Origin of the sequence: Enterobacter sp. ENT02 (assembly GCF_019219165.1) — a bacterium.
In the GTDB taxonomy this organism is placed as follows: Bacteria; Pseudomonadota; Gammaproteobacteria; order Enterobacterales; family Enterobacteriaceae; genus Enterobacter; species Enterobacter mori.
In genome coordinates this window covers 518117-542733 of sequence record NZ_JAHUWD010000001.1, presented here as the reverse complement: position 1 = coordinate 542733, position 24617 = coordinate 518117, and the positions used below count along the sequence as shown (strand labels likewise).

At 55.3% G+C, this 24617-nt stretch carries 21 protein-coding genes; 9 read left to right on the top strand and 12 right to left on the bottom strand.

Annotation, left to right across the window (positions count from 1 at the left end; genetic code table 11):
* Nucleotides 1-1071 (top strand): catabolic alanine racemase DadX, encoded by a 1071-nt coding sequence (gene dadX / locus KW829_RS02400; RefSeq protein WP_010432750.1) that lies wholly within the window; start codon nucleotides 1-3, stop codon nucleotides 1069-1071.
* A gap of 96 nt (nucleotides 1072-1167) precedes the next feature.
* Here the strand turns inward: dadX and KW829_RS02395 are convergent, their stop codons facing one another.
* Both KW829_RS02395 and ldcA read right to left on the bottom strand, forming a co-directional pair.
* Nucleotides 1168-2901 carry a potassium/proton antiporter gene (locus KW829_RS02395; protein ID WP_010432754.1) on the bottom strand — a complete coding sequence of 578 codons (1734 nt, stop codon included), beginning with the start codon at nucleotides 2899-2901 and terminating at the stop codon, nucleotides 1168-1170.
* 97 nt (nucleotides 2902-2998) lie between these two features.
* Nucleotides 2999-3913, bottom strand: a complete 915-nt coding sequence (ldcA, locus tag KW829_RS02390; protein ID WP_218307526.1) for a muramoyltetrapeptide carboxypeptidase — start codon at nucleotides 3911-3913, stop codon at nucleotides 2999-3001.
* Between the two features lie 107 nt (nucleotides 3914-4020).
* Here ldcA and emtA point away from each other — a divergent pair, with 107 nt between their 5' ends.
* Entirely contained in the window at nucleotides 4021-4632 is a 612-nt protein-coding gene (emtA, locus tag KW829_RS02385; protein WP_010432759.1) for a membrane-bound lytic murein transglycosylase EmtA, read from the top strand.
* Nucleotides 4633-4667: 35 nt separating this feature from the next.
* Here emtA and KW829_RS02380 read toward each other — a convergent pair whose 3' ends face one another.
* Complete coding sequence (locus KW829_RS02380) at nucleotides 4668-5399, bottom strand: flagellar brake protein (protein WP_089601469.1); 732 nt, start codon at nucleotides 5397-5399, stop codon at nucleotides 4668-4670.
* Between the two features lie 206 nt (nucleotides 5400-5605).
* Between KW829_RS02380 and KW829_RS02375 the strand changes: the two genes are divergently transcribed.
* Complete coding sequence (locus KW829_RS02375; protein ID WP_010432765.1) at nucleotides 5606-5860, top strand: GlsB/YeaQ/YmgE family stress response membrane protein; 255 nt, start codon at nucleotides 5606-5608, stop codon at nucleotides 5858-5860.
* Nucleotides 5861-5975: 115 nt separating this feature from the next.
* Complete coding sequence (locus tag KW829_RS02370) at nucleotides 5976-8078, top strand: TonB-dependent siderophore receptor (RefSeq protein WP_218307525.1); 2103 nt, start codon at nucleotides 5976-5978, stop codon at nucleotides 8076-8078.
* A gap of 136 nt (nucleotides 8079-8214) precedes the next feature.
* On the opposite strand, the gene KW829_RS02365 is transcribed toward KW829_RS02370, so the two are convergent.
* Nucleotides 8215-9900, bottom strand: coding sequence for an alpha,alpha-trehalase (locus tag KW829_RS02365; protein WP_218307524.1), 1686 nt, complete (start codon nucleotides 9898-9900; stop codon nucleotides 8215-8217).
* A 366-nt stretch (nucleotides 9901-10266) separates the two neighbouring features.
* Here KW829_RS02365 and KW829_RS02360 point away from each other — a divergent pair, with 366 nt between their 5' ends.
* Nucleotides 10267-11625 carry a glycoside-pentoside-hexuronide (GPH):cation symporter gene (locus KW829_RS02360; RefSeq protein WP_218307523.1) on the top strand — a complete coding sequence of 453 codons (1359 nt, stop codon included), beginning with the start codon at nucleotides 10267-10269 and terminating at the stop codon, nucleotides 11623-11625.
* A 94-nt stretch (nucleotides 11626-11719) separates the two neighbouring features.
* On the top strand, nucleotides 11720-13099 hold the full coding sequence (locus tag KW829_RS02355) for a carbohydrate porin (RefSeq protein ID WP_218307522.1): 1380 nt from the start codon (nucleotides 11720-11722) through the stop codon (nucleotides 13097-13099).
* Between the two features lie 13 nt (nucleotides 13100-13112).
* Here KW829_RS02355 and KW829_RS02350 read toward each other — a convergent pair whose 3' ends face one another.
* Nucleotides 13113-14069, bottom strand: a complete 957-nt coding sequence (locus tag KW829_RS02350; protein ID WP_218307521.1) for an AraC family transcriptional regulator — start codon at nucleotides 14067-14069, stop codon at nucleotides 13113-13115.
* Between the two features lie 115 nt (nucleotides 14070-14184).
* Between KW829_RS02350 and KW829_RS02345 the strand changes: the two genes are divergently transcribed.
* Nucleotides 14185-15372 carry an MFS transporter gene (locus tag KW829_RS02345; protein ID WP_218307520.1) on the top strand — a complete coding sequence of 396 codons (1188 nt, stop codon included), beginning with the start codon at nucleotides 14185-14187 and terminating at the stop codon, nucleotides 15370-15372.
* A 48-nt stretch (nucleotides 15373-15420) separates the two neighbouring features.
* Here the strand turns inward: KW829_RS02345 and KW829_RS02340 are convergent, their stop codons facing one another.
* From KW829_RS02340 to KW829_RS02320, 5 genes are all read right to left on the bottom strand, one after another.
* Nucleotides 15421-15900, bottom strand: coding sequence for a type VI secretion system tube protein TssD (locus KW829_RS02340; RefSeq protein ID WP_218307519.1), 480 nt, complete (start codon nucleotides 15898-15900; stop codon nucleotides 15421-15423).
* A 4-nt stretch (nucleotides 15901-15904) separates the two neighbouring features.
* Nucleotides 15905-16123 carry a hypothetical protein gene (locus KW829_RS02335; RefSeq protein ID WP_218307518.1) on the bottom strand — a complete coding sequence of 73 codons (219 nt, stop codon included), beginning with the start codon at nucleotides 16121-16123 and terminating at the stop codon, nucleotides 15905-15907.
* Nucleotides 16123-16827, bottom strand: coding sequence for a hypothetical protein (locus KW829_RS02330; protein WP_218307517.1), 705 nt, complete (start codon nucleotides 16825-16827; stop codon nucleotides 16123-16125). Before KW829_RS02330 ends, KW829_RS02335 begins: the two co-directional genes overlap by 1 nt.
* Before the next feature lie 279 nt (nucleotides 16828-17106).
* Complete coding sequence (gap, locus tag KW829_RS02325; protein ID WP_218307516.1) at nucleotides 17107-18117, bottom strand: type I glyceraldehyde-3-phosphate dehydrogenase; 1011 nt, start codon at nucleotides 18115-18117, stop codon at nucleotides 17107-17109.
* A 78-nt stretch (nucleotides 18118-18195) separates the two neighbouring features.
* On the bottom strand, nucleotides 18196-19176 hold the full coding sequence (locus KW829_RS02320) for a GlxA family transcriptional regulator (protein ID WP_218307515.1): 981 nt from the start codon (nucleotides 19174-19176) through the stop codon (nucleotides 18196-18198).
* A gap of 156 nt (nucleotides 19177-19332) precedes the next feature.
* On the opposite strand from KW829_RS02320, the gene KW829_RS02315 reads away from it, so the two are divergent.
* The gene (locus KW829_RS02315; protein ID WP_218307514.1) at nucleotides 19333-20289 is read left to right on the top strand and encodes a fatty acid desaturase; all 957 of its coding nucleotides are present in this window, start codon (nucleotides 19333-19335) and stop codon (nucleotides 20287-20289) included.
* Entirely contained in the window at nucleotides 20282-21040 is a 759-nt protein-coding gene (locus KW829_RS02310; RefSeq protein ID WP_218307513.1) for a phosphate/phosphite/phosphonate ABC transporter substrate-binding protein, read from the top strand. Before KW829_RS02315 ends, KW829_RS02310 begins: the two co-directional genes overlap by 8 nt.
* On the opposite strand, the gene KW829_RS02305 is transcribed toward KW829_RS02310, so the two are convergent.
* Nucleotides 21019-21915, bottom strand: a complete 897-nt coding sequence (locus KW829_RS02305; RefSeq protein ID WP_218307512.1) for a LysR family transcriptional regulator — start codon at nucleotides 21913-21915, stop codon at nucleotides 21019-21021. The two genes, KW829_RS02310 and KW829_RS02305, sit on opposite strands and share 22 nt — an antisense overlap.
* Nucleotides 21916-21937: 22 nt before the next feature.
* Complete coding sequence (locus tag KW829_RS02300; RefSeq protein ID WP_218307511.1) at nucleotides 21938-24226, bottom strand: FdhF/YdeP family oxidoreductase; 2289 nt, start codon at nucleotides 24224-24226, stop codon at nucleotides 21938-21940.
* Nucleotides 24227-24617: the final 391 nt, after the last annotated feature.

Sequence of the window (24617 nt, the reverse complement as noted above, 5' to 3'; positions counted from 1 at the left end):
ATGTCCCGTCCCATTCTGGCTCAGCTGGATTTGCAGGCCCTGAAGGATAACCTGCAAATTGTTCGCCGTGCTGCGCCGGGTACACGCGTCTGGTCGGTAGTCAAGGCAAATGCCTACGGCCACGGCATTGACCGCATCTGGAGCGCCCTTAGCGCAACCGACGGTTTTGCGTTACTCAATCTGGAAGAGGCGATTCTGCTGCGAGAGCGCGGCTGGAAAGGGCCAATCTTGCTGCTGGAAGGCTTTTTCCACGCCGACGATCTGCCGCTGCTGGACAAATACCGTCTGACCACCAGCGTTCACAGCAACTGGCAGATTAAGGCGATTCAGGATGCGAAGCTCCACGCGCCGCTGGATATCTATCTCAAGGTGAACAGCGGCATGAACCGCCTGGGCTTCCAGCCTGAGCGGGTCCATACGGTCTGGCAGCAGCTGCGTGCCCTGAAAAATGTCGGTGAAATGACGTTGATGGCGCATTTTGCGGATGCTGAAAAGCCGGACGGTATCGCCGATGCCATGGTCCGCATTGAGCAGGCGGCAGAAGGGCTGGATTGCCCACGTTCGCTGTCGAACTCGGCGGCGACGCTTTGGCACCCTGAAGCCCACTATAACTGGGTGCGTCCGGGTATCGTACTGTACGGCGCATCTCCCTCAGGTCAGTGGCAGGACGTCGCCAACAGCGGCCTGAAGCCGGTCATGACCCTGCGCAGTGAAATCATTGGCGTGCAGACGCTGAAGACGGGTGACACGGTAGGCTATGGCAGCCGCTACCGTGCGGCGGGCGAGCAGCGCATCGGGATTGTCGCGGGGGGCTATGCGGACGGCTATCCGCGTCTGGCGCCAACCGGCACGCCCGTGTGGGTCGATGGTGTTCGCACGGGCACGGTAGGCACCATCTCAATGGATATGATGGCGATAGATTTAACCCCCTGTCCGCAGGCGGGCATCGGATCGCCGGTCGAGCTGTGGGGTAATGAGGTTAAAATCGACGATGTGGCTTCCGCTGCGGGCACGGTCGGCTATGAATTGATGTGCGCGCTCGCACCGAGAGTGCCGGTTGTGACGGTGTAACGAATGTTTGTGTCGGGTGGCGGCTTCGCCTTACCCGACCTACAAAACCCTCGAACGTAGGCCGGGTAAGCGTAAGCGCCACCCGGCAAAAAAACACTACTCCACGTCCTCTTCCCTCGGTCTCACGCCGACTTTGCGCACCGCGTTATCCTCTTTCTCGGCGACCGTCCAGATCATCCCGGCAAATTCCACCTGGTCACCCACGACGGGCGCGGCGCCCAGCAGTTGCTGAATGATATCGCCCAGCGTTTGCTGCTTGTCGCGGTACTCAAGCCCCTCATCCAGCCCGTAAATCAGCGCCACATCCGCAAACTTAGCGCTGGCTTCGAGAATAAAATCGCCGAAGAACCGCTGGTCCAGCGCGACAGGAGGCGACTGGCTGAACAGTTTGCCCAGCGCGGGCAGGTCGCGTTCGCGGCCAATGACGCACAGAATATCGCCTTCGCGCAGGCGGGTGCTGCCGGTAGGGTGCAGAAGGGCATTATCACGGAACAAGGCGGCAATGCGCGTTTCGGCGGGCATATGCAGATCGCGCAGTGAGGCCCCCACGCACCATTTGTCGGCGCTGAGCTGGTAAACAAACTGCTCCCACGGATTTTCCGGGTGAATATCCAGCCCCACACGGGAGACCGGCCAGCCAACGGGCGGCACCACCACTTTGGCCTTTTTCGCCGCCCACCCGAGCGACGTCCCCTGGAACAGCAGCGAGATCAGCACCACGAAGAACGCCACGTTAAAGAACAGCCGCGCGTTGTCCAGACCGGCCATCATCGGGAACACTGCAAGGATAATCGGCACCGCGCCGCGCAGGCCCACCCAGCTGATGAACACCCGTTCGCGCAGGTTGAAGCCGCGAAACGGCAGCAGACCCGCGAACACCGAGAGCGGACGGGCGAAGAAGATCATCCACGCAGAAAGCAGCAGCGCCGGAACGGCGATCGGCAGCAGGTCGGATGGCGTGACCAGAAGGCCCAGCACCAGAAACATGCCGATCTGCGCCAGCCACGCCAGGCCGTCGAAGTTCTGCAAAATGGCATGGCGGTTACGGATTGGCCGGTTGCCCATCAGGAAACCGCAGAGGTAGACGGCGAGAATGCCGCTGCCGTCAAGCGCGGTGGTGACGGCAAAAATCAGAATACCGCCGCTCAGCGCCAGCAGGGGGTAAAGCCCCGCGGGCAGCGAGATGCGGTTGATCATCTGCTGTAACAGGTATCCCCCCGCCAGGCCGATAACAATCCCCAGCCCAAACTGCTGCAGGATATGCCAGGCGAACATCCAGCTTAATCCGGTTTCGTGCTGCTGAATCATCTCAATCAGCGTGATGGTGAGAAACACCGCCATCGGATCGTTACTGCCGGACTCAATCTCAAGCGTTGAGCCGACGCGCTCGTTTAGCCCTTTACCGCCAAGCAGGGAAAATACCGCTGCGGCGTCGGTTGAACCGACAATCGCGCCGATCAGCAACCCTTCCATGAGGTTGAGATGGAAAAGCCACGCGGCCATCATCCCGGTGAGGCCGGAGGTAATCAACACGCCGACCGTCGCGAGCGACAGCGCAGGCCCTAAGGCGACGCGGAAAGAACTCGCCTGGGTGCGCATCCCGCCGTCCAGCAGGATCACCGCCAGCGCGAGGTTACTCACCATGTAAGCGAAAGGGTAATTATCGAATGGGATACCGCCGATGCCATCAATGCCAGCCAACATGCCGATGGCAAGGAAAATAACAAGAATAGGTATGCCGAGACGTGATGAAAATGAACTCAATAAAATACTGCTGGTTACAAGCACAGAACCCAGAATGAAAAGGCTGATTATTGCTGCGGCATCCAATGTTGTCGTACTCCCACCTCAATGTTAACGCTGTTATTAAAACCCTAACATATTAACGACAGGAACAGCGTTTTATTGAGGCGGTTTAAGCGCTTTTTTATGCCTTTAAGACCGGATGGCCGCTGAGAGTGAGCCGACTGCCTGAATTATTATGCGTCAGCGTCGCCTGAGCGCCCAGCGGCAGGGTAACGGTCTGCTGCTCATGGCCAAAATCAAGCCCCGTAATCACCGGAATGTCCAGCCGCGAACGGATGAAATCAACCATCGTCTCAAGGGAGTAGCCTGCATCATAGTCATTCGGTGCCGATCCGCTAAAGCTGCCGAGCACGATGGCGGACTGTCGCCCGAGAATGCCCGCATGGTAAAGCTGAAGCAGCATGCGCTCGACGCGGAACGGATGCTCGTTGATATCTTCCAGCACCAGGATGCCATCCTCAATCTGGGGCAGCCACGGCGTGCCAATCAGCGACACCAGCATCGCCAGGTTTCCACCCCAGAGCTGGCCTTCACATTCCCAGTGCGGCCCATTTCCCTGCCACTCAACGCTGTAGGTCGAATTTTGCAGCGCGCGCCAGAAATGTTCCTGGGTGAACGCATCCAGCTCCGGCGCGCCGAAGTTACCGGCCAGCATCGGGCCGCTGAAGGTAATGACGTTGTGCAGTGCCAGCAGGCCGAGCTGGATCGCCGTGAAATCGCTGTGTCCACAAATCAGCAGAGGATCCTGCTGCTGGCGTTTTGCCAGGCCTTGCCAGTCGATACTCTCCAGCAATCGGCTCGCGCCATACCCGCCGCGCACCGCAAGCACAATCTGGTTAGCGCCCTTCAGGTTCACCAGGTTGTTGATATCATTCAGTCTCTGCGCCTCTGTTCCGGCAAAACGCTGCAGGCGGCGGGGGATAATAGTCTGATTTTCTACCCGATGGCCGGATTCCATTAAGCGCTGAACGCCCCGCTGTGCCGCGTCCTGGTTGATGCAGTAACCCGACGGCGCGATGAGATGAAACTGAGACATGGCAATTCCTTGCTGAATGAGAAACTAATTGTCTATATCATGCCGCTTATACGCCGCCTGCTTCAAGAGGCGGCGCACTGCGACGACCGGCTATAAGGATAGATGACGTGAAATTGAGATGGTTTGCTTTTTTGATTGTGTTGCTTGCTGGCTGTAGTTCAAAACATGATTATCAAAATCCGCCCTGGAACCCTGAAGTGCCGGTGAAAAGGGCCATGCAGTGGATGCCGATCAGCGAACAAGCCGGGAAGGCCTGGGGCGTGAGCCCGCGACTGGTTACGGCGATCATTGCCGTGGAATCGGGCGGCAACCCAACGCTCGTCAGCAAATCCAACGCGGTGGGGCTGATGCAGCTTAAAGCATCAACGGCAGGCAAAGAGGTCTACCGCTATATGGGCTGGCGCGGTCAGCCGTCGACCAGCGAGCTGAAAAACCCGGAACGCAACATCTCGATGGGAACAGCTTACCTGAGCATTCTGGAACACGGCGTGCTGAAGGGTATTGAAGATCCTGAAGTGATGCAGTACGCGCTGGTGGTCTCTTACGTGAACGGTGCCGGTGCGCTGCTCAGAACCTTCTCGTCCGACCGTAAAGAGGCGATTGAAGAGATAAACGACATGGACAAAGACGAGTTCTTTGAACATGTAGTGAAGAACCACCCGTCACCGCAGGCACCTCGGTATATCTGGAAAGTACAGAAAGCGATGGACGCCATGTAACGCCGTTGTCGGGCGGCCTCGCTGCCCGACGCCCCTCACAAGACTTTATTCGCCCGTTCCCGTGCCTCTCGCTCCAGAGAGAAGATGATGCGCTGAAGCTCGCGCTCTGCACCCGGCCCCACGTTGAGAAAGCGAAAGCTCAGACGGGGCGTGGAAATGGTCTCGTTCTTGCTGTCCACCACTTTACGCTCGCTGATGGCAATCAGTTGCGCATCGAAATAAAACCGTCCCCAGCCGCCCATATCCAGTTCAATCTGCGTGAATCGCATGCCTTCAACCAGCCCGTCAGGTTTTGGAGTGTCCATCAGCGCGCCCATGCCGCCCAACGACAGGTCAAAAAGGCGGAAGCGGATCTCTTTTTTATCCGGCATTTTTGCCCGACAAAAATAAGCGGGATGGAGTGGGGCGCTGATGCGGAAATATTCCCGACGCTGGACAAACCAGAGGTTATCAGGCAGCGGCGAGGTAAAAGCAGGCAGCCCCAGATATTCGCTCAGCTCCAGTCGCGGCAGAATAAATTCCACCTTTGCGCCGTGGGTTTCAGCCATCACCGCGATTTTTTCCGCCCGCTGTGCGGCGCGGTTCTCATGCTCCTGGCTGCCCAGGTCGACGATCAGACGGTCGGACGACACGTCCAGGATCTTGCTGATAAACTGATTATTTGACCAACGCATGCGTAGCGGCACTTCACCTTTTTGCAGGTCGCGTAATACCCCTAATACAGCCAGCGGATTTTGTTTCAGGAACTGCTCACTGTAATTACTCACGCCAGATTGCTCCTTGATATTTGACAGACTGTCTCTGCGTTATCGGCAATCTGAAATGAAACTTAATACAAACCGGTGATTTTTTTTACTGGCCACCGTAATTTAAGTCGGTGAGATGAAAATGATTTTCGGGCGATGACCTATACTTAAGTCACCAGCGCGGAAGGTTTTCCGTGCATGCGTTAAACCTGCAAGAGGGCATCGCTATGGGTATCATCGCCTGGATTATCTTTGGTCTTATTGCCGGCGCTATCGCCAAATTGATCATGCCGGGAAATGATGGTGGCGGCTTTATTCTGACCTGTGTACTCGGTGTGGTCGGGGCGGTTGTCGGCGGCTGGCTGGCAACGATGTTTGGCTTTGGCGGCAGCATCAGCGGTTTCGATCTCCACAGTTTCCTGGTCGCGGTGGTCGGCGCGATCGTTGTACTCGGCATATTCCGGTTACTCCGACGGGCATAACATCTTCACAAGCGGCTCTCACCTGAGGGCCGTTTTTTTTATTCGTGTATTGATTTGCTAATCGAAATGATAATAATTGTCGTTCCCAGTATTATCTATAACAAAGACGACAATTATGAATACCTCACGTTTTGCGTTATGTGCGTTGGCAGGAGCCGTGGCGCTGGCATTGCAGGCACAGGCTTTCGCCGAAGAATCGACTATCGTAGTTACGGGCGCAGAGCAGGGCAGCGCGCTTCCTTCATGGACGAACAGTGCGACCAAATCGGCGGTGGCAGAAAGTAAAACGCCGCAGGTGATCAATACCCTTTCTGAGCAGGAGATAGAAAAGCGTCATGCGAACTCCGTGAATGAAATCCTGCGCTATGCCCCGGGCGTCTCGACCGAGGTGAGGGGCAGTACCTCGTACATGAGCGAATACAAAATCCGCGGGTTTACCGTTGACCAGGAATTCTATAACGGTCTGCAGCTGCCGTATAACGTCACCGGTAACACCAAAGCGCGCATCGATCCGCTGCTGATTGAGAGCGTTGATATTCTGAAAGGTCCCTCTTCAGTGCTGTACGGTGGCGGCTCGCCGGGGGGGCTGGTGAATATTCAAAGTAAGAAGCCGCAAAAAGCCTCCCGTACCGAGGTGGGTTTTAACACCGGCACCCGTAACCTGAAAGAGGGCTACCTCGATTCAACCGGGCAAATCGCTGACAGCGACTGGAACTACCGTCTGCTGGGGAAAGCGACGGAAAATGACGACCAGCCGCACACCACGCGCTACGAAAACTACCTCGTGGCACCGTCAGTGACCTGGCAGCCGGACAGCAAAACGCGTCTCACCATTGATGCGCTGGCGCAAAATACGCCGAGCCTGTCGCCGTCCGACCCGCTGCCGCTCGCCTATCTGCGCTCGAGCTACGCCGATCGCCGGGACTATGCCGGGGACGAGTGGAGCGGATTCAAACAGCGCCAGTGGATGCTGGGCTACAGCTTTGAACATGAGTTTGATAGCGGCTGGGGCTTTAATCAGAAAGCGCGCTACTTCGACGTAGATACCCATCAGCGCAGCGTCTATTCAACCGGGCCAGGGAGAGAGGTCTATCAACTCAATCGCTTTGCTTACACCACGGATGAAGACCTTCAGAGCTTCAACATCGACAACCAGGTCACCAAAACGGTTGCGCTGGGGGAATGGAAACATCATCTGCTGGCCGGGTTTGACTATCAGAAGCTGAACTCGCACTTCCACTACCGATATGCCTCCTCAACACCGGGTATTGATATGCGTAATCCTGACCACGCGCAGATCGATGAAGGCGCGCTGGGGCTGTATACCGCCCAGAAAAACCGTCTGAGCTATCAGCAGAACGGCTATTACCTGCAGGATCAGGTGGAGTTCGGCGGATTAAATCTGCTGGGCAGCCTGCGCTATGACGATTACCGCTCCGTGACCACGAATTACCTGCAAAACGGCGACAAAGCGTATGTTTCTCAGGATCGGGTCACCAAACGTCTGGGGGCGCTTTACGCCTTCGACAACGGGATTTCGCCTTTCATCAGCTACTCGGAAGGTTTTGCACCGGTTTCGCCGCAGGGGACGCTCACGGCAAAAGACGTCAAGCCAACCACCAGCAAGCAGGTTGAGGGCGGGGTGAAATACCTGCTGGCGGACTACGCCACCACCTTTACCGCATCGGTGTTTAACATTCGCCAGAAAAATGTCGTCACCTCCGATCCCGGCTTCCTCAACTACCGTCAGACCGGGGAAGTGGAATCCAAAGGGGCTGAGCTGTCGGCGGTCAGCCGTCCGACGGATAACCTGACGCTGATTGCGAACTACGCTTACACCCACGCGATCAATACGGAAGATGATAAATACCAAGGCAAGCGTCCAACACAGGTGCCGGAGAATGCCTTTAACCTGTGGGGCGACTACACCTTCGACAGTACGCCGCTGAAAGGGTTGATGCTGGGGGCTGGCGCGCGCTATACCGGGCCGATGGAAATTTCACCGAATAACGATGCGGGCAAACTTGGGGGCACCACGCAGTACGATCTGGCGGCCTCTTACCGCATGGGCGAAGTCCTGCCGTCGCTGGAAGGGCTGACGGTTAAAGCCAGCGCGCAGAACATCACCAATAAAGAGACGCTGACCTGTTACGACACAACCAACTGCTGGATTGGGCGTGACCGGACGTTCCAGTTAGGGGCGAGTTACAGCTTCTGATGAGCTTTACCCCTCTCCCGGTGGGCTGAGGATTCCCCACAAAATAATGGCTGCATGGATGACTCCCTCTCCCTTGAGGGAGAGGGCTGGGGTGAGGGGGGGCCGGGTAAGGCGTAGCCGCCACCCGGCAATACCCTTACTGCGCCGCGCTTTTCGCTGGTGCGGCGTCATCATTCGCCGCAGGCTGATTCTCCGGTACGCTGTCGCAGGGTTTCTCTTTCGGACAAACCAGGTCCAGCATCTTGAGCGTCACGCCGTTGCTCCAGCCAAATCCATCCTGCAACGGATATTCACCGCCGCCCCCGCCTGTTCCGGTAGACGAGACATCATACTTCTCCACCAGCTTCTTCTCGCGGTCGTAGGTGTGTTGAACGTTTTTCAGGAAGCGCCAGGTCACGTCCATCGCCACTTTTTCCTGGCCATAGTTCTGCAATCCTTCCGCTGCGACCCACTGCAGCGGTGCCCAGCCGTTTGGCGCATCCCACTGCTGGCCGCTGTTGATAGTGGTGGTCGTAATGCCGCCCGGCTTCAGCAGGCGTGAAGAGGTAGCTGCAGCCACTTTATCCGCGCGGTCCTGTGCCGCAGCCTTCACGTAAAGCGGGAACAGGGCGGCGGCGGTAAGCTGATTACGCACCTTTTTACTCTTGAGATCATAATCCGCGTACCAGCCCTCTTTTTCATTCCACAGATGGCTCTCAATAGCTTTTTGCCGCGAGGCGGCCAGTGCTTCATATTTGCTCGCACCAGCGGTATCACCATCCTCCTGGCTTGCCCGTGCCAGCAGCGTCTCCATCTTGAACATCAGGGCGTTCAGGTCCACTGGCACAATGCTGGTGGTGCGGATGGTGCCAAGCTTTTGCGGATCGTCCATCCAACGGGAGCTAAAGTCCCAGCCTGACGCGGCTGCCGAGCGCAGATCGCGGTAAATTTCCGTCGCCGGGCGGTTAGGGTTGTTTTTAGCGGTATTTACATCATCGAGCCAGGATTCAGGACGCGGGGTATCGCGGTCATCCCAGTAGCGGTTAAGGATTGTCCCGTCATCCAGTTTCACCACGCGTTTGTTGGCCTGGCCCGGCTGCAGGCCATCGACGCCCTCCATCCAGTAGGCATACTCTTTTTCCATCTGCGGACGATATTTTTTCAACGCATCTTTATCATGCGTCGCCAGCAGTTCGACCATCAGGGAGAAGAACGGTGGCTGCGAACGGCTCAGGTAATAGCTGCGGTTGCCGTTAGGGATGTGGCCGAAGGTGTCAATTTCATAGGCGAAGTTGTCCACCATATCGCTGATTTTATCCCAGTGGCCGCTTTCGGCCAGGCCCAGCATGGTGAAATAGCTATCCCAGTAATACACCTCGCGGAAACGTCCCCCGGGCACGACGTAGGATTTCGGCAAGGGCAGGAGTGAATCCCATTTACTGCTGGCTTTGTCCGTTGTGCGGGTCAACACGGGCCACAGCCCATCAATGTGCTCGCGAAGGCTTTGTCCGGCGGGGGGAACGTATTTTTCGCCTTCACCCGGAAGCGTGAAATTCACGTCAACGAAATGGCGTAAATCAAAGCCCGACTGCTTACGCTGCATGCGATAGTCGGCGAGGATGGTCAGCGGATCGCTTTTGGGGACCGCATCGGCAAAGGTTTTTTGATCGGGAAACAGTTTGGCACTCTGCACATCGCTGAAGAGGGGGCCGAGCAAAATATCGGGCGGGTTCGTTTGGCCAGATGCCATCTCTTCAGCGCTGGCCGCGGCGGTAAGCGAGAGCAACGCACCGCCCAGAACAAGAGGTAAGAGGCGAGGGCGCAACTTTTGAGGTGTTATCATAGGGTCTTCTCCTTATTTCGCTGAGCAGCGGTCACGCTGTCATCAATCTTCAGAAAACAGTAGACGAATATTCCGCGCTTCGCGTGTCGAACGTCGCATTTTGTACAAATCAAGACGATTTACCGTTGTGTTTAATGCCCTGCTGGTGTGGTGAAATATTGATATTGTGAATATTCAACGGTGCTGGGAAATTAATTGCGGCCCGTGACGCAGAATTTGCGCGGCGAATTTTCTGTTTTAATTACCACGATCACATAAAGCAAAAAACATAAGCTCCTGGTGAAAAAACATAATAGATAGCATTGATGCTCTCAGGCGACATTATCGCTACAGCAGAAACCGGTTTCATCAATAAGGAGTGAATCAATGTCAGTCGCGGAAAAAATACCGGCCAAAGAGAAAATAGGCTATAGCCTGGGAGATGCAGCAAGTCATATTGTATTTGACTCATCGGTTGCCATTCTGGCGTATTACTATACCGATATTTATGGCTTACCGCCGGCCATAATGGGCACCATGTTTCTTCTGGTGCGTTTATTAGATGCGATTACCGACCCGGTGATGGGGGCGATAGCCGATGCAACGTCGACGCGCTGGGGTCGCTTCCGTCCCTGGCTGCTGGCGATATGCGTTCCCTTTGCGGTCAGCTGCGTCCTGGTCTATTCCATTCCGAATTTTACCGAAACCGGAAAAATTTATTATGCCGTCGGGGCATATATATTTATGACCCTGATGTATACCGCCATAAATATTCCATATTGCTCTCTGGGCGCTGCGCTAACGTCCGATCCGCGTGAAAATCTCTCCTTGCAGTCCTGGCGCTTTGCCATCACGCCGATTGGCGGGGCGCTCGGAACGGCCCTTATTTTACCCCTGGCGGACTACCTCTTCCCGGGCGACAGGGCGACCGGCATACAGGTGGCGATGGCGCTCTTTGGCGCGATCGGCTGCCTGATGTTCATCGTCTGTTTTGCCACCACAAAAGAGCGCGTGCAGCCCATCAAAGAGGAGAATCTTAACATCGCCCGTGACGTTAAAATTCTCTTCCGTAACGATCAGTGGCGCATTCTCTCTATCTATAACTTCATGATGCTGGTGGCGGTGGTGATCCGCGGCGGCGCAGTGGTCTATTACGTGAATACCGTGCTCAATAAAGGGGCTGACGTTATCTCGTACTTTATGCTGGGCGGGATGCTGGCCTCTATGTTTGGCTCCGTACTGGCTCAGCCGTTCGGTACCCGTTTTTGCAAGGTCAAACTCTCATTCTGGATCAATATTCTGAATGCGGCGTTAGGCGTAGCCTGCTTCTGGCTGCCGCTGGAGTTCTGGGTCATTCCGTTGATTGCCCATGTCCTGATTCAGATTGTCCAGGGCGGCAATGGCGCGCTGCAGTGGTCCATGATTACCGACGCAAATAATTATGGTGAATGGAAAACCCAGCGCCGTATTACAGGTATGAATGTTGCGGCCAATATATTTGTGATTAAATTAGGTGTTGCGGTCGGCGGTGCCATTCTGGGTTGGGTTCTCGCCGGGTTTAATTACGCGTCAAACAGTACCGTACAATCGGCATCCGCCGTTCAGGGCGTCATTCTTCTGTTCACGCTGATCCCGTCACTGTTTTATTTACTCACCGCGTTCTCGATTAAGTTTTATAAATTAAACGAAAACGTCATGAATGGCGTAGTGAATGATTTAAATAAAGGCGAATTCGCTAATTCTTAATGGTTGATGTAGTAAGCCGATAATTCATATGAATTATCGGCGAGGTTCTTTGTGTCCGTCAGGAAATAATGATTAACTCACGAGGATGGAGTCGATGAAAGTAAAAACCCTTGCACTCATTGTCAGTGCGTTTTGTACTACCGGAGCAATGGCAGCAAAAGATACCCAACGTCTGGAAGATAAACTGGCGCAACTGGAGGCGCGCCTCGAAAAGGCGGAAACGCGGGCGGCAAAGGCGGAAGCGCAAATTCAGGATCTGAAGCAACAGCAGCAAACCGTGGCGGCCGCGAATCCGGTTGTGGTTGAATCCACGGAGCCTTCCACAGCGCAAACGGCACCCAAACTGACGTTATCCGGCTACGGGGATATTAAGTTCTACGGCGACGTTGAATTTAATATGGACGCGGCCAGCAAGAGCGGCAGTTTAACCTCCATGAAAACGTCAGCCAATAAAGACTGGGCGCCCGGCAGCCATGAACGCTGGGATATTAACGGTCGCCTGCTGCTGGGATTCGATGGATATAAGCAGATGGAGAACGGCAATTTCGCCGGCTTTTCGGTGCAGCCGCTGGCTGACCTGACGGGTAAAATGAACCTGGATGATGCGGTGTTCTTCTTCGGTACGGAAAACGACTGGAAGGTGAAAGTCGGTCGCTTTGAAGCTTATGACATGTTCCCGCTGAATCAGGACACCTTCGTCGAATATTCCGGCAACACGGCCAACGATCTGTATAGCGATGGCTACGGCTACATCTACATGATGAAAGAGGGGCGCGGTCGTAGCGACAGCGGCGGTAACTTCCTCATGAGTAAAACCCTGGGTAACTGGTATGTTGAGGTTAACACCCTGCTGGAAGATGGCAGCTCGCTGTTTGTTGACCAGCAGTATCACGGCGTCGATCTGGATAACGATAAAAACGTTGCTTACGTCCGTCCGGTCATTGCCTGGCAGGATGGCAACTTCTCGACGGCCATCGCGATGGAGAGCAACCTCGTCAACAACGCCTATGGCTACCGCGACGCATCAGGACAATGGGTAGACCAGTCTGACCGAACGGGCTATGGCTTCACCATGACCTGGAACGGGCAAAAAACGGATCCGGACGACGGCATTGTGGCGAACCTGAACACCGCCTACATGGATGCCACCGATGAGAAAGACTTCACCGCGGGGGTGAATGCCTTATGGCGTAATATTGAACTGGGCTATATCTATGCACATAACCAGATCGACAATTTCAACACTGCAAACTTCGACGCTGACTGCGACGGCGACTGCTGGGTGACCGATCCCGGTGACTATGATATTCACACCATTCATGCTTCATACCTGTTCCCAAACGTGATGAAGATGAAGAATTTCAATATTTACCTGGGCGCGTATGCCTCATGGGTGGAAGCGCATCCGAATGACGGCGACGACCGAAATGACGATCGTTACGGCGGACGCGTGCGCTTCAAATATTACTTCTGATGCCAGACGCCGGTCAGACCTCGTCAAGGGTCTGGCTGGCTTCCCGCAGCGTTCCCGGCGCCTGGCCGATAATGCGCTTAAAGGCACGGCTAAACGCCGCCAGCGACCCATACCCCAGACGCAGGGCGACCGTTTCGATGGGCTGATTTTCATGACGAATATACTGAATAGCGAGCCGCATTCGCAGTTCGCTGAGATATTTGGCTGGGGTCGTGCCGGTCGCGGAAAGAAAGCGTTCGGCAAACACGGAGCGGGAGGTGCCCGCTTCTTTGGCCAGATCCGCCACGCTCCAGTTCAGGCCGGGCTGCTGGTGCATGGCGTATATCGCTCTGCTGAGGCGGGGATCGCGCAGCACCTGCACCCAGCCCGTGGCTTTGCCGCATCCGGCTTCGACCCAGCCCCGCACGATTAAGGCCGCGACAACGTCTGCCAGACGCGCCAGGATCCCCGCAAAGCCCACCTGACGGGTCATGGATTCTCGCTCCATGGCCGCCAGCAACGGGTGGATCTCGGGCCAGGTGGACATCAGCCTGCTCACCATCATCACTTCCGGCATGGCCTTGATCAGCGGCTGCATCCCGCCCAGTTCAAAATCCATGCAGCCGCTAAAGATAATCGTGTTCTCGCCGTCCGGGCAGGGCTCACAGGCAATCGCGCAGACCGAGCTGCAGATAGGCTCGCTTGGGAAAGCATTCACCGGGGTAAGGGGAGCCTGCGCGTCAGAGAGCAGGGCATGGGAATTGCCGTTTGGGATGAAGAGCGCGTCGCCACCGCTCAGCTCGAACGTTGCGCCACTCTCCATACGCAGCAGCGCGCTGCCGTGGCTGACAAAATGAAACTGCGCCTTACCGGGCGCCTGATGGAACGCCACACCAAATGGTGTGCTGGCTTCAATTCGCCGGTATTTCACCCCCGAAAGGCGCATGCCGCGTAAAAGCTCGCTGATCAAATCGGGTGACTGAACGGTCATCGCACAACTCCGGACGAATAATCAATAAGTGGAGATTATATGTCATAGATCGTCCATGGGGAACACTCTATGCTTTTGCGATATTAGTCACATTTTGATAACGGGAGATCAACAGATGAGTTCATATGTCGCGGCGAGCGAGGCGGTAGCGCCTGCAAAACCCGCCTGGCGAGCGGTCTATTCACTGGGGCTGGGCGTATTTGGTTTGATCACGGCGGAGTTTCTGCCCGCCAGTTTGCTCACGCCAATGGCTGCCAGTCTCGGCGTAACAGAGGGGATGGCCGGGCAGGCCGTCACGGCAACGGCGCTGGTGGCGCTGGTCACCGGTTTGCTGATTACGCCAGCCACCAAAAGTATCGACCGCCGCTGGGTGTTGATGTTCTTTTCGGTGCTGCAAATCATCTCCAGTCTGCTGGTGGCCTTTGCGCCAACCCTGCACGTTTTGCTGATGGGGCGCTTGCTGCTGGGTGTTGCTATCGGGGGATTCTGGGCGATGTCGACCGCGACGGCGATGCGGCTGGTACCTGCCGATAAGGTGCCGAAAGCGCTGGCGGTGATTTTCTCCAGCGTGTCCATTGCAACGGTTGTCGCGGCGCCGCTGGGAAGTTATCTGGGCAGCCTGATTGGCTGGCGTAACGTCTTTGTTCTCTGCATAGTGCCGAGCGTGGCGGCTCTGCTGTGGCAGGTCTGGGTCCTGCCGTCGATGAAGCCGGAGAGCAGCGGCAGCCTGGGAACCCTGTTCCGGGTGCTGCGTCGTCCGGGGATGATCGGCGGGATGCTGGCAACCATTCTGATTTTCAGCGGCCATTTCGCTTTCTTTACCTATCTGCGCCCGTTCCTGGAGACCGTCGGTCAGGCAAGCGTAGAGACGATTTCGCTGATCCTGCTTGGCTTTGGTATCGCCAACTTTGTCGGCACCTCCATTGCCGGACATCTGCTGGCACGAAATCTGCGCCTGACGCTGGCGCTGGTGCCGTTCGCCATGGGCGTACTGGCGCTGATGATGGTCGCGTTTGGTCATCTGGCGATGCTGGACGGTTTACTGGTTGCGCTTTGGGGCTTTGCTTTTGGCCTGGTACCGGTGGGCTGGTCAACCTGGCTGGCAACCACCGTCCCTGATGAAGCCGAAAGTGCAGGCGGTTTGCTGGTGGCCTCTATTCAGCTGGCGATAAGCGCAGGCGCGGCGGGGGGCGGGGCGGTATTCGACCTCAACGGTGCCAGCGGTGTGTTTGCGGGCAGCGGTTTCCTGCTGGTGACGGCAATGGTGATTGTGTTTATGGGTGTGAAGGTAAAAGCGGATTAAGTGCTTTCCCTCTCCTGCGGGAGAGGGACCTAACGGGTGTCTATTGTTCTACGCTACCGCTCTTTCATTCCAGGTGTCTTTAAACATGATGTTCCCGTCGCAATATTTCCACTCAATCGATTCATAGCGGAGTTCGACTTCTTCCATATGAGCACTCGCGATACCTAGCGGGTGCAATAAAGGTGAGATCCTTGTTATCTTGACGTTTTCCAGAATGATGTTGAAGTATTCACGCTCGATCCCGGCGTCATTAATTTTATACATTTTGATTAATGCCGTTTTGAATGTTTTTCCTGTACAGATTGCACGAAACAGATAGGGGGTGATGCGATCTATTTCTTTTTCAAAGGTAATGGGGACATGAAGTCGTGTCCCTGTCAGTTTTCCCGTGTTGGAATCGGTGGGGATCCACACAGAGTGGTTAAACGATTTTAGTTCGGTAGAGCCCAATCTTGTAGGCATTAAACACTCCCCTGTAATCGGGGCGTTATTTTCATCTGTAAGCCATATATGTGCTGGTGTAGACATTTATTTACCCTTTGTTTTTGTAGCGAAATGCAATGAAGTAAACAACTAATACAATAATCCCAATAATCCGTAGTGCAATTTCGTCATCTTTTATAAAACTCACTGCAATAGCACCTAGAATGACAGCGAATATTCCAGTGCCATACCAAAAAAAATCATCCATAATATCTTTTAAGAAACTTTTTAAAAATTGCATCAAAAATTCTTTTATAGATTCCCACATTATCGCATCATTTTATTTAGCGCATCAGCAATTTCACCATCGGATGCAGTGTTTAAGTTGAGATATCCGGTCTTCATTATCACGGGTTCAATAAGGAAATACATCATTTCCAGCTTTTCAACATACAGCGCATGGTAAAACAACGGTTGGAATTTTTTAAGTGTATTTGCACTGTCTGCCGCATGCTGGACTATAGCGTAAAGGTTTAATATGCTAATTACACCTCCTGTGCTCCAACCAATCTTTTTCACAAATGCACTTTTTACGGCCGTGTTCATGTTATTACCATAACAGATGTATGACGTGACGGCATAAATCAAGCCATTCTTAGATACCTGCTTTACTGAGTAGTTTGTTGTAAATGGGATTAGTCTTTCAAGAATGCTTTTTCTTTGGCTATTGGATTTGTTCTGAAGCATCGTTTCAATATAAATCCTAACCATTCTAAAAATTACATCTCTGTGCTTAACGAGCTGTGCTACTCCTGCTAAGAACCTTAAATCTTCATTACCTAATCGTTTACATACATCCTGGTAATTATCCGTAAAGCAAGAAGTATAATAGAGCAATCGTGTTGTAGCATCGCCAAGATTATTTAAATATTCAATAGCACCGTCCCTCACCCCAGCTACGGCGCGATCAAGCCTTAATGCAAGTTCTTTATCGGACCCTATTTTTTCGATAATCGATTTACTGTAATACATAGCCTGTCCCTGTTGTGTACAGAGTTTATCATGGGCTATGTTGTCGCCTGGGGACAGCGATCACACTCTCATTTTTAAAAGTAAAATAAAGAATATCCACTAACCTATTTTCTAAGTTAATGGGTGCTTTTTTATAATTGATGTGATGAATTAGCAGCGTTGAATAGACTTAGGATTATCTTAATTTAGCAATTCTGAGAGGCGTGAAGAGATATATTGAATAATTACATAATGTGTAGGCCGGGTAAGCGCAAGCGCCACCCGGCATCAAGCTAAGGCTTACAGCCCTTTCTTATCCATCAGCACCGCCAGATCCACCAGGCGGTTTGAGAATCCCCACTCGTTGTCATACCACGCCAGAATTTTGACCATGTTGCCGCCAATCACCAGCGTCGACAGCCCGTCGATAATCGAGGATCGCGGATCACCCTGGTAATCGCTGGACACCAGCGGTTCATCGCTGTAGCCCAGGATCCCTTTCAGTGGTCCGCTAGCCGCGGCCTGACGGAACGCGTCATTCACCTCGTCGGCGGTCACGTTACGGCTCAGCGTTACCGTCAAATCCACAATTGACACCACCGGAACCGGGACGCGTAAAGAATACCCGGTCAGCTTACCGTCCAGAGAAGGGATCACTTTTCCCAACGCCTTCGCCGCGCCGCTGGAGTAAGGCACAATCGACAGAGCCGCCGCACGTGCACCGCGCAGATCTTTCTCCGGCTGGTCGTGCAGCGCCTGGCTGTTGGTATAAGCATGCGTGGTGTTCATCAGGCCGTGCTCAATACCAAACTGCTGATGCAGCACCTGCGCTGCCGGAGCCAGTCCGTTAGTGGTACAGCTCCCGTTACTCACGACAGCGTGCAGTGTAGGATCGTACAGCTCGTGGTTTACACCCATCACAATCGTCAGGTCGTCGTTCTTCCCTGGAGCGGAAATGATGACGCGCTTAGCGCCACCGTGGGTGATATGTACTGCCGCTTTTTCCCGTTCGGTAAAGAAACCAGTGGCTTCAATCACCACGTCCACCCCGACCTCGCGCCACGGGATGTTTGCCGGATCGCGTTCGCTGAAGACGGCGATCCGCTGTCCATCCACCTGTAACCCGCCGTCAGCCGCCTCAACGGGTGCCTGCAGCGTGCCGAGAAGGGAATCATATTTGAGAAGATGGGCGAGGGTCTGGCTGTCCGTCAGATCGTTAATGGCCACAATCTGAAGATCCGGGTTACCCAGCGCCGCGCGCAGGAAATTACGTCCGATACGGCCGAAACCGTTAATACCGACCTTAACCATGATGCACTCCTTATCTCTGTTGTCTGGAGTCACTGTAGGCGTCAGGCTGAATGGCGTAAATGACAAAAAAGGATCACATTACGCCATCTTGCGGCAGTGGAAGCGCTGGCGATATTCCGTTGGGGTGAGATGAAGCTGTTTCTCGAAAACACGACGCAGATTGATGCTGGTGCCAAACCCGCTTTGCTCAGCAATCAGCTCCAGCGGATCGCTGGTTTGCTCAAGCAGCTGCCGAGCGGCGGCAAGACGCGCTTCCGTCACGTAGCGGGCCGGAGAGACCCCTGCATCCCGAGTGAATACGCGGGTGAAATTACGGGGACTCATCGCCGCTCTTTCCGCCAGGCGCTCAATGCAGAGATCGGCGGTCAGGTTTTGCAGGATCCAGCTTTGCAGTTCGCTAATCGGCCCCTGGGTACCGGACTGCTGCAAATTATAACGGCTAAACTGCAGCTGCCCGCCCGGACGGCGTAGGTACATCACCATATCCTGCGCTACGTCGCGGGCGAGAGAGAAACCGTAATCGTCTTCAACCAGCGCCAGCGTCAGGTCGAAGCCGGAACTGACCCCGCCGGAGGTCCAGATGGGCCCATCCTGAATGTAGATCGGGCCGCCTTCCACCCTGATGGCCGGATAAGCGGCCTGCATCGTCTCCAGCAGACGCCAGTGTGTGGTTGCCCGCCGTCCGTCAAGCAAACCGCTCTGCGCAAGCAGCATCGCGCCGCCGCAGATGGAGGCAATACGACGCGCATGGGGCGCAGCGAGATGAAGCCAGTCCACCACGGCGGTGCTCTCCAGTTCATTCATGCCGCGCCCGGTAATGATGATGGTATCGAGTGGTTCACGCGGGTCCAGTTCAGGCAGACGATAATCTGCCAGCAGGTTTAATCCGGATTGACCGTGGATCACCTGATGGGGCTGCGTGGTGGCGATGATGATTCTGTAACACGGGTGAGACAGACCTTCCGGGTGCAGTCGGTTGGCCTGCATCAGAATGTCGGCGATACCGGCGGCTTCAAACAGCATGCCGCCGTCGGGAACAATAATCAGGATCTTTTTCATGTCCTGAAAAGTAGCTTTATTACAAAATAAGTCAACAGGTAGAGAGCGCATAAACGCCATTTCTGGCAAAGCAAAGCGATTTAAGTTCTTTGTTATTTCAGCCGTTTTCACGGATCGTCAGGACACAGAATGACAGGCGGAACGGCATCGGAAGGAATGAGTCACTATTTACACCTGCAACAGCGAGAACATATTCACTGGCTTGCCACGCGGTTTCTGTGGCGAAGCGAGCTTCCCACCTGGCTGTTAATTATCGCTATCTATACCGGCTGGTTTACCACCCTGACGTACTGGCAGACGCTCGGTTTACTGCCTGCCACGGTGCTGCTGATCTGGTTTACCGCGTGGTATATGTCGCTTCAGCATGAGCTGATCCACGGCCATCCGACACGTTTTCCCCGGTTAAATCAGCTTTTCGGTACGCTGCCGCTGGCGGTCTGGTATCCCTATGGCCTGTACCGCGACTCGCATCTGGCCCATCACCGCAACGATCATCTCACGGTACCGGTGGACGATCCGGAATCCTACTATTTTACCGAACAGACCTGGGCGCGTTTTACGCCCTGGCAGAAGCGCATTATTCATGTGCGTAATACTTTTCTGGGGCGGCTGTTACTGGCTCCGCTGTTGGATATCGTTCAGACGCTGGGAAGTGCCGTGGCGGCGTTTCGCCAGCTGCACCTGCGGGCGATGTTGATGTGGCTGATGCATGGCGTGCTATTGGCGGGGTTGTTTGTCTGGATGCGCCATATTGATTTTTCACCGGTCTGGTTTGTGCTGGCGGTGAGCTATCCCGCGCTGGCGCTCACCAAAGTGCGCTCTTTCCTCGAGCACCGCGCTGCAGACGATCCTCTTGCGCGATCGGTAATCAACGAAGCCGGGATCTTCTGGCAGGTGTTGTTCCTGAATCTCAACTACCATTCAGTGCATCACGATCTGCCAGGCGTGCCCTGGTATGGTTTGAAGGCGCTCTACCAGCAAAACCGGGCGGTGTATCAGCAGCGGAATCACGGTTTTGTGGTCAAGGGATACGGCCAGTGGCTGCGACAGTTTTGGGATAAGGCCGTGGATGTCACGGTTCATCCGGGGATAAAGCGAGAAGAGCATGAGTAACCTGCTGGCGTTTCCGATGTATGCCGTCAATCGGGCTGATACCGACGCGCTGTGGCGAGCTGTGCACGCTTTGCTGCTGGCACGCGGTGTGCCGGTGGGCGATCTTGTGCCGGGCATCCCGGAAGAGAACTTACTGACGCACTGGCAGCAGCCTGGACTCATCCTGAGCCAGACCTGCGGTTATCCGCTGGTCGCACAGTTGCCGGACGTGCAGGTCGTCGGCTGTTTTCATTATGCGGCGCCGGGCTGCGAAGGGATCGCTTACCGCAGCCTGCTGGTGGTGCGGGAAGAAGATAAACACCTGCGCGTTGACGATTTCCGTGGGCGGCGGGTGGTGTGTAATGCGCCGGATTCCCAGTCCGGCTACAACACGCTGCGAAGACGAGTGGCACCTGATACGGTCAATGACTATTTTTCACGGGTGATTTTCAGCGGCAGCCATCGCCAGTCGCTGATTGATGTAAAAGGCGGGGTGGGGGATATTGCGGCCATCGACTGCGTAACCTGGGCTCTGCTGCAGCGCCATGAGCCGGAACGGCTTGCGGGGCTGGCGGTCATTGAGCGTACCCCTCTCACGCCAGGACTGCCGCTGATCACCTCGCAAAACACCTCGCCTGAAACCCTTAACGCCATTCGTGATGCGCTGTGCGAGCTGGTAAATGCGCCGGAATACCGGGGTGTTTGCGATGCGGTGCTCATCGGCGGTTTTAGCGTGGTGACGCGCCAGGCCTACGCTTCATTGACTGCGTGATAAATTTCCCGTGCATCGGTAAAACAGCGTAGCGCCAGCGAGGAGACGGGTTTCTGTCGGCGCATAATCAGGCCGACAGGCGCCTCAATATTCGCTTCGGCGATGGGGACAATCCTGAAATTGTTGTTCAGTGCCTCCAGCCCGTTGTTCAGCGGCATCACGGCACAGCACACGCCGCTCTGAACCGCCTGAATGATCTGGAACGTCGAGTCACTCTCGAAAACGGCCGTCGGATCCAGGCCTGCAGCGTTAAAGCTGGCCTCCATATGCGCCCGGTAGTGCATCCCTTTGGTCAGGAACCCCAGCGGAAATTCCGTCAGGTCGTGCCAGGTCAGCGTTGCCTGGCCGGGCTGGAAATGGCGAATGTCGTGCAGCAGGCCCATCTTCGTTTTTGGCAGTTGGATAATGTCAAACAGGTTGGTGTCGATGCTGTTGAGATAGCAAATTCCCAGCTCAAGCTGATTGCGGCTGACCCCGTCGGCAATCTGCGCAGAGGACATGGAATAGAGGCTGTAGGTCAGTTCCGGATATTTTTGCGTCAGCAGGCGAATAAAGATCATCGGATCCACGCTCGCCAGCGGTACCATCCCAAGCCGTAATTCACCCACCACCTGGCCTTTGCACAGCGCGGCTTCCGCCTGCAGCCCGTCGTGCGCGGCCAGCAGCGCGCGGGCCCACGCGAGGATGCGTTCACCCTCCGGCGTAAACCCTTCAAAGCGCTGCCCGCGTACAATCAGCACCAGCCCCAGCCCCTCTTCCAGGCTGCGGATGCGCATGGAGAGGGTCGGCTGGGTAACGTTGCACTGCGAGGCCGCTTTACCAAAGTGCCGGGTCTCGTCGAGTGCGATTAAGTATTTTAACTGTTTAATATCCATCGTTTTCTCTGCGCGAACGGCCTTACAGCATGCGGATCTCTTTTGAGCGCAGGGTGATGCGAACCGGAACGGATTTATAAGACGGCGTCCCGCTGTCCTTGTCGAGATAATCGAGTGGCACCAGCACGTTGGCCTCCGGGTAATAGGCCCCGACGGATCCCGGGGCGATGCTATACGCCACCACGGTAATGTCCTCCAGGCGCTGAACGCTGCCGGGCAGGGCGGTTTCGATATCCACGCGGTCGCCATGTTCCAGCCCTGACTGTGCCATATCGTCTTCGTTCATAAACAGCACGTCGCGGCGGCCAAAGACCCCACGGTAGCGGTCGTCCAGGGCATAAATGGTCGTGTTGTACTGATCGTGGCTGCGCAGCGTAATCAGACGCAGCACATGCTCGCCTTCACCGCTGGCGTTCTCATGAACCCCCTCGAACACCGAGAACATTGCTTTGCCCGTCGCGGTTGGCCAGATACGCTGCGTTGGCGGCAGCGGCATGCGGAAGCCCCCGGGAACGCGGATCCGCGCGTTATAGTCCTCAAACCCAGGAATGGTCTGCTCAATCAGATCGCGGATACGGTCATAATCCTCAACCAGCGTCAGCCAGTCCACGCGGGTTTCCGGCAGTGTGGCTTTCGCCAGGCCCGCCACGATGGCGGGTTCCGAACGCAGCAACGGCGAGGCGGGTTTCAGCTTGCCGGACGAGGCGTGCACCATCGACATGGAATCTTCAACGGTAATGGACTGACGGCCGGTGGCCTGAATATCCAGCTCGGTGCGGCCGAGACACGGGAAAATAAAGGTCTCTTTGCCCACCAGCAGATGGGTACGGTTCAGCTTGGTGCCAACGTGCACGCTCAAATCCAGGTTACCCATCGCCGGAAAGCCCCGTTCGTGATCGGGCATCGCAACCGCAAAATTGCCGCCGAGGCAGATAAGTGCCTTCGCACGGCCGTCAATCATCGCCTGCGTGGCCTGCACCGCATCGTGTCCGTGGTGAGACGGCGGCTCAAAGCCGAATACGTCCTTCAGACGGTTCAGGAAGGCCGGTGTGGGTTTCTCGCTAATCCCGACGGTCCGGTTTCCCTGCACGTTTGAGTGGCCGCGCAGAGGGCAGATACCCGCGCCGGGCTTACCGATGTTCCCGCGCAGCAGGAGCACGTCAGCGATCAGGCGGACGTTCGCCGTGCCTTTATTGTGCTGGGTAATTCCCATCCCGTAGGTAATGATGGTGGCATTTGATTTCGCATAGGCCTCTGCCACCTTCTTAAGCGCCGCATGGCTCAGGCCTGACTCGCGCTCAATGTCGTCCCAGCGGGTGTGCGCGATATCGGCGCTGAAGTCCTCAATGCCCTGAGTGTGTTCGGCAATAAAGGCGTGATCCAGCACGTCACCGCGTTCGGCCTCCATCTCCAGAAGGTGTTTAGCAATCCCTTTCAGCGCGGCGGCATCGCCCCCGGCTTTCACCTGGAAATAGGTCGAGGCGATATCCGTGGAGCTGTAGGTCGCCATTTCAATCACGCTCTGCGGGTCCGCAAAACGTTCGAGGGCGCGTTCGCGCAGCGGGTTAAAGACGATAATCGGCACGTTGCGACGTGCCAGCTCATGAAGGGTGCCCATCATTCGCGGATGGTTGGTGCCAGGGTTATGGCCAATGGAGATCACCAGTTCGGTCTTATCGAAGTCGTCCAGTGAGACGGTGCCTTTCCCGATCCCGATAGATCGCGGCAAGCCGACGCTGGTGGCCTCGTGGCACATATTCGAGCAGTCAGGAAAGTTATTGGTGCCGTATTCGCGGGCAAAGAGCTGGAACAGGTATGCCGCTTCGTTAGAGGCGCGCCCGGAGGTGTAGAACTCGACCTGGTCCGGTTCGAGCCCGCGCAAGACTTCGCCGATACGCTGAAACGCCTCGTCCCAGTCGACAGGGCGGAAGGTATCGCTTGCCCGGTCATAGCGCAGGGGATGCGTCAGGCGACCGTAGCCTTCCAGCTCAAAGTCCGATTTTGCCAGCAGCGAAGCGACGCTGTTTTCCGCCAGAAACGCAGGGGTGACGCGTTTGCTGGTGGCTTCCCAGGTCACCGCCTTCGCGCCATTCTCGCAGAACTGGAACGTCGATTTATGTTCTTTATCAGGCCACGCGCAGCCCGGGCAGTCAAAACCGTCCGGCTGGTTGGTGCGCAGCAGCGTCGCGGGAGCGTCCAGTGTATCCATTTGGGTACGTACCGCGATGGCCGTCGCTTTTAACGCGCCCCAGCCTCCGGCGGGACCGTCATAGTGCCTGATACCGGGAACTGCGCGTCTTTTCGTGTTCATACCCACTCCTGATTTGTTAGGTCACACAACATCTGAACCCATAAAAGCACTGCAGAGGACAATAAGCGTAAGCAATGACGACCGTTTGGCTGCGCGCATGCGGTAGAGAAAGTGACTGCTTCTTGAATTCTTTTTATTACAGTGGCTTATATGTTGTGATGCTTAAAGATTTAAAGAAATTATAACGAATTTTTATCATTTTAATAATAAATCTTATCTATCACCCGGTAGGTGAGATAGATGGCGGTGAACAGGTAAGGATGTAGCAACAGTAAAACTTCGAATGAAGTGCCTGAGCGGGAGAAATAGACAATGTTCGCAGTTGGCGGGTAATCGCGTGCATTTTTCGGTGGCGATAATGGCAGAAAGGTTAACTCAGGCTTAATGATTA

What these genes read in the sequence shown, in the direction of transcription:
- KW829_RS02305 (WP_218307512.1), bottom strand. Translation starts at nt 21,915, where the DNA reads ATGGATATTAAACAGTTAAAATACTTAATCGCACTCGACGAGACCCGG.
- KW829_RS02365 (WP_218307524.1), bottom strand. Translation starts at nt 9,900, where the DNA reads ATGATAACACCTCAAAAGTTGCGCCCTCGCCTCTTACCTCTTGTTCTG.
- KW829_RS02315 (WP_218307514.1), top strand. Translation starts at nt 19,333, where the DNA reads ATGAGTCACTATTTACACCTGCAACAGCGAGAACATATTCACTGGCTT.
- KW829_RS02335 (WP_218307518.1), bottom strand. Translation starts at nt 16,123, where the DNA reads ATGTGGGAATCTATAAAAGAATTTTTGATGCAATTTTTAAAAAGTTTC.
- gap (WP_218307516.1), bottom strand. Translation starts at nt 18,117, where the DNA reads ATGGTTAAGGTCGGTATTAACGGTTTCGGCCGTATCGGACGTAATTTC.
- KW829_RS02375 (WP_010432765.1), top strand. Translation starts at nt 5,606, where the DNA reads ATGGGTATCATCGCCTGGATTATCTTTGGTCTTATTGCCGGCGCTATC.
- KW829_RS02355 (WP_218307522.1), top strand. Translation starts at nt 11,720, where the DNA reads ATGAAAGTAAAAACCCTTGCACTCATTGTCAGTGCGTTTTGTACTACC.
- KW829_RS02360 (WP_218307523.1), top strand. Translation starts at nt 10,267, where the DNA reads ATGTCAGTCGCGGAAAAAATACCGGCCAAAGAGAAAATAGGCTATAGC.
- KW829_RS02320 (WP_218307515.1), bottom strand. Translation starts at nt 19,176, where the DNA reads ATGAAAAAGATCCTGATTATTGTTCCCGACGGCGGCATGCTGTTTGAA.
- KW829_RS02330 (WP_218307517.1), bottom strand. Translation starts at nt 16,827, where the DNA reads ATGTATTACAGTAAATCGATTATCGAAAAAATAGGGTCCGATAAAGAA.
- KW829_RS02345 (WP_218307520.1), top strand. Translation starts at nt 14,185, where the DNA reads ATGAGTTCATATGTCGCGGCGAGCGAGGCGGTAGCGCCTGCAAAACCC.
- ldcA (WP_218307526.1), bottom strand. Translation starts at nt 3,913, where the DNA reads ATGTCTCAGTTTCATCTCATCGCGCCGTCGGGTTACTGCATCAACCAG.
- dadX (WP_010432750.1), top strand. Translation starts at nt 1, where the DNA reads ATGTCCCGTCCCATTCTGGCTCAGCTGGATTTGCAGGCCCTGAAGGAT.
- KW829_RS02310 (WP_218307513.1), top strand. Translation starts at nt 20,282, where the DNA reads ATGAGTAACCTGCTGGCGTTTCCGATGTATGCCGTCAATCGGGCTGAT.
- KW829_RS02340 (WP_218307519.1), bottom strand. Translation starts at nt 15,900, where the DNA reads ATGTCTACACCAGCACATATATGGCTTACAGATGAAAATAACGCCCCG.
- KW829_RS02370 (WP_218307525.1), top strand. Translation starts at nt 5,976, where the DNA reads ATGAATACCTCACGTTTTGCGTTATGTGCGTTGGCAGGAGCCGTGGCG.
- KW829_RS02350 (WP_218307521.1), bottom strand. Translation starts at nt 14,069, where the DNA reads ATGACCGTTCAGTCACCCGATTTGATCAGCGAGCTTTTACGCGGCATG.
- KW829_RS02300 (WP_218307511.1), bottom strand. Translation starts at nt 24,226, where the DNA reads ATGAACACGAAAAGACGCGCAGTTCCCGGTATCAGGCACTATGACGGT.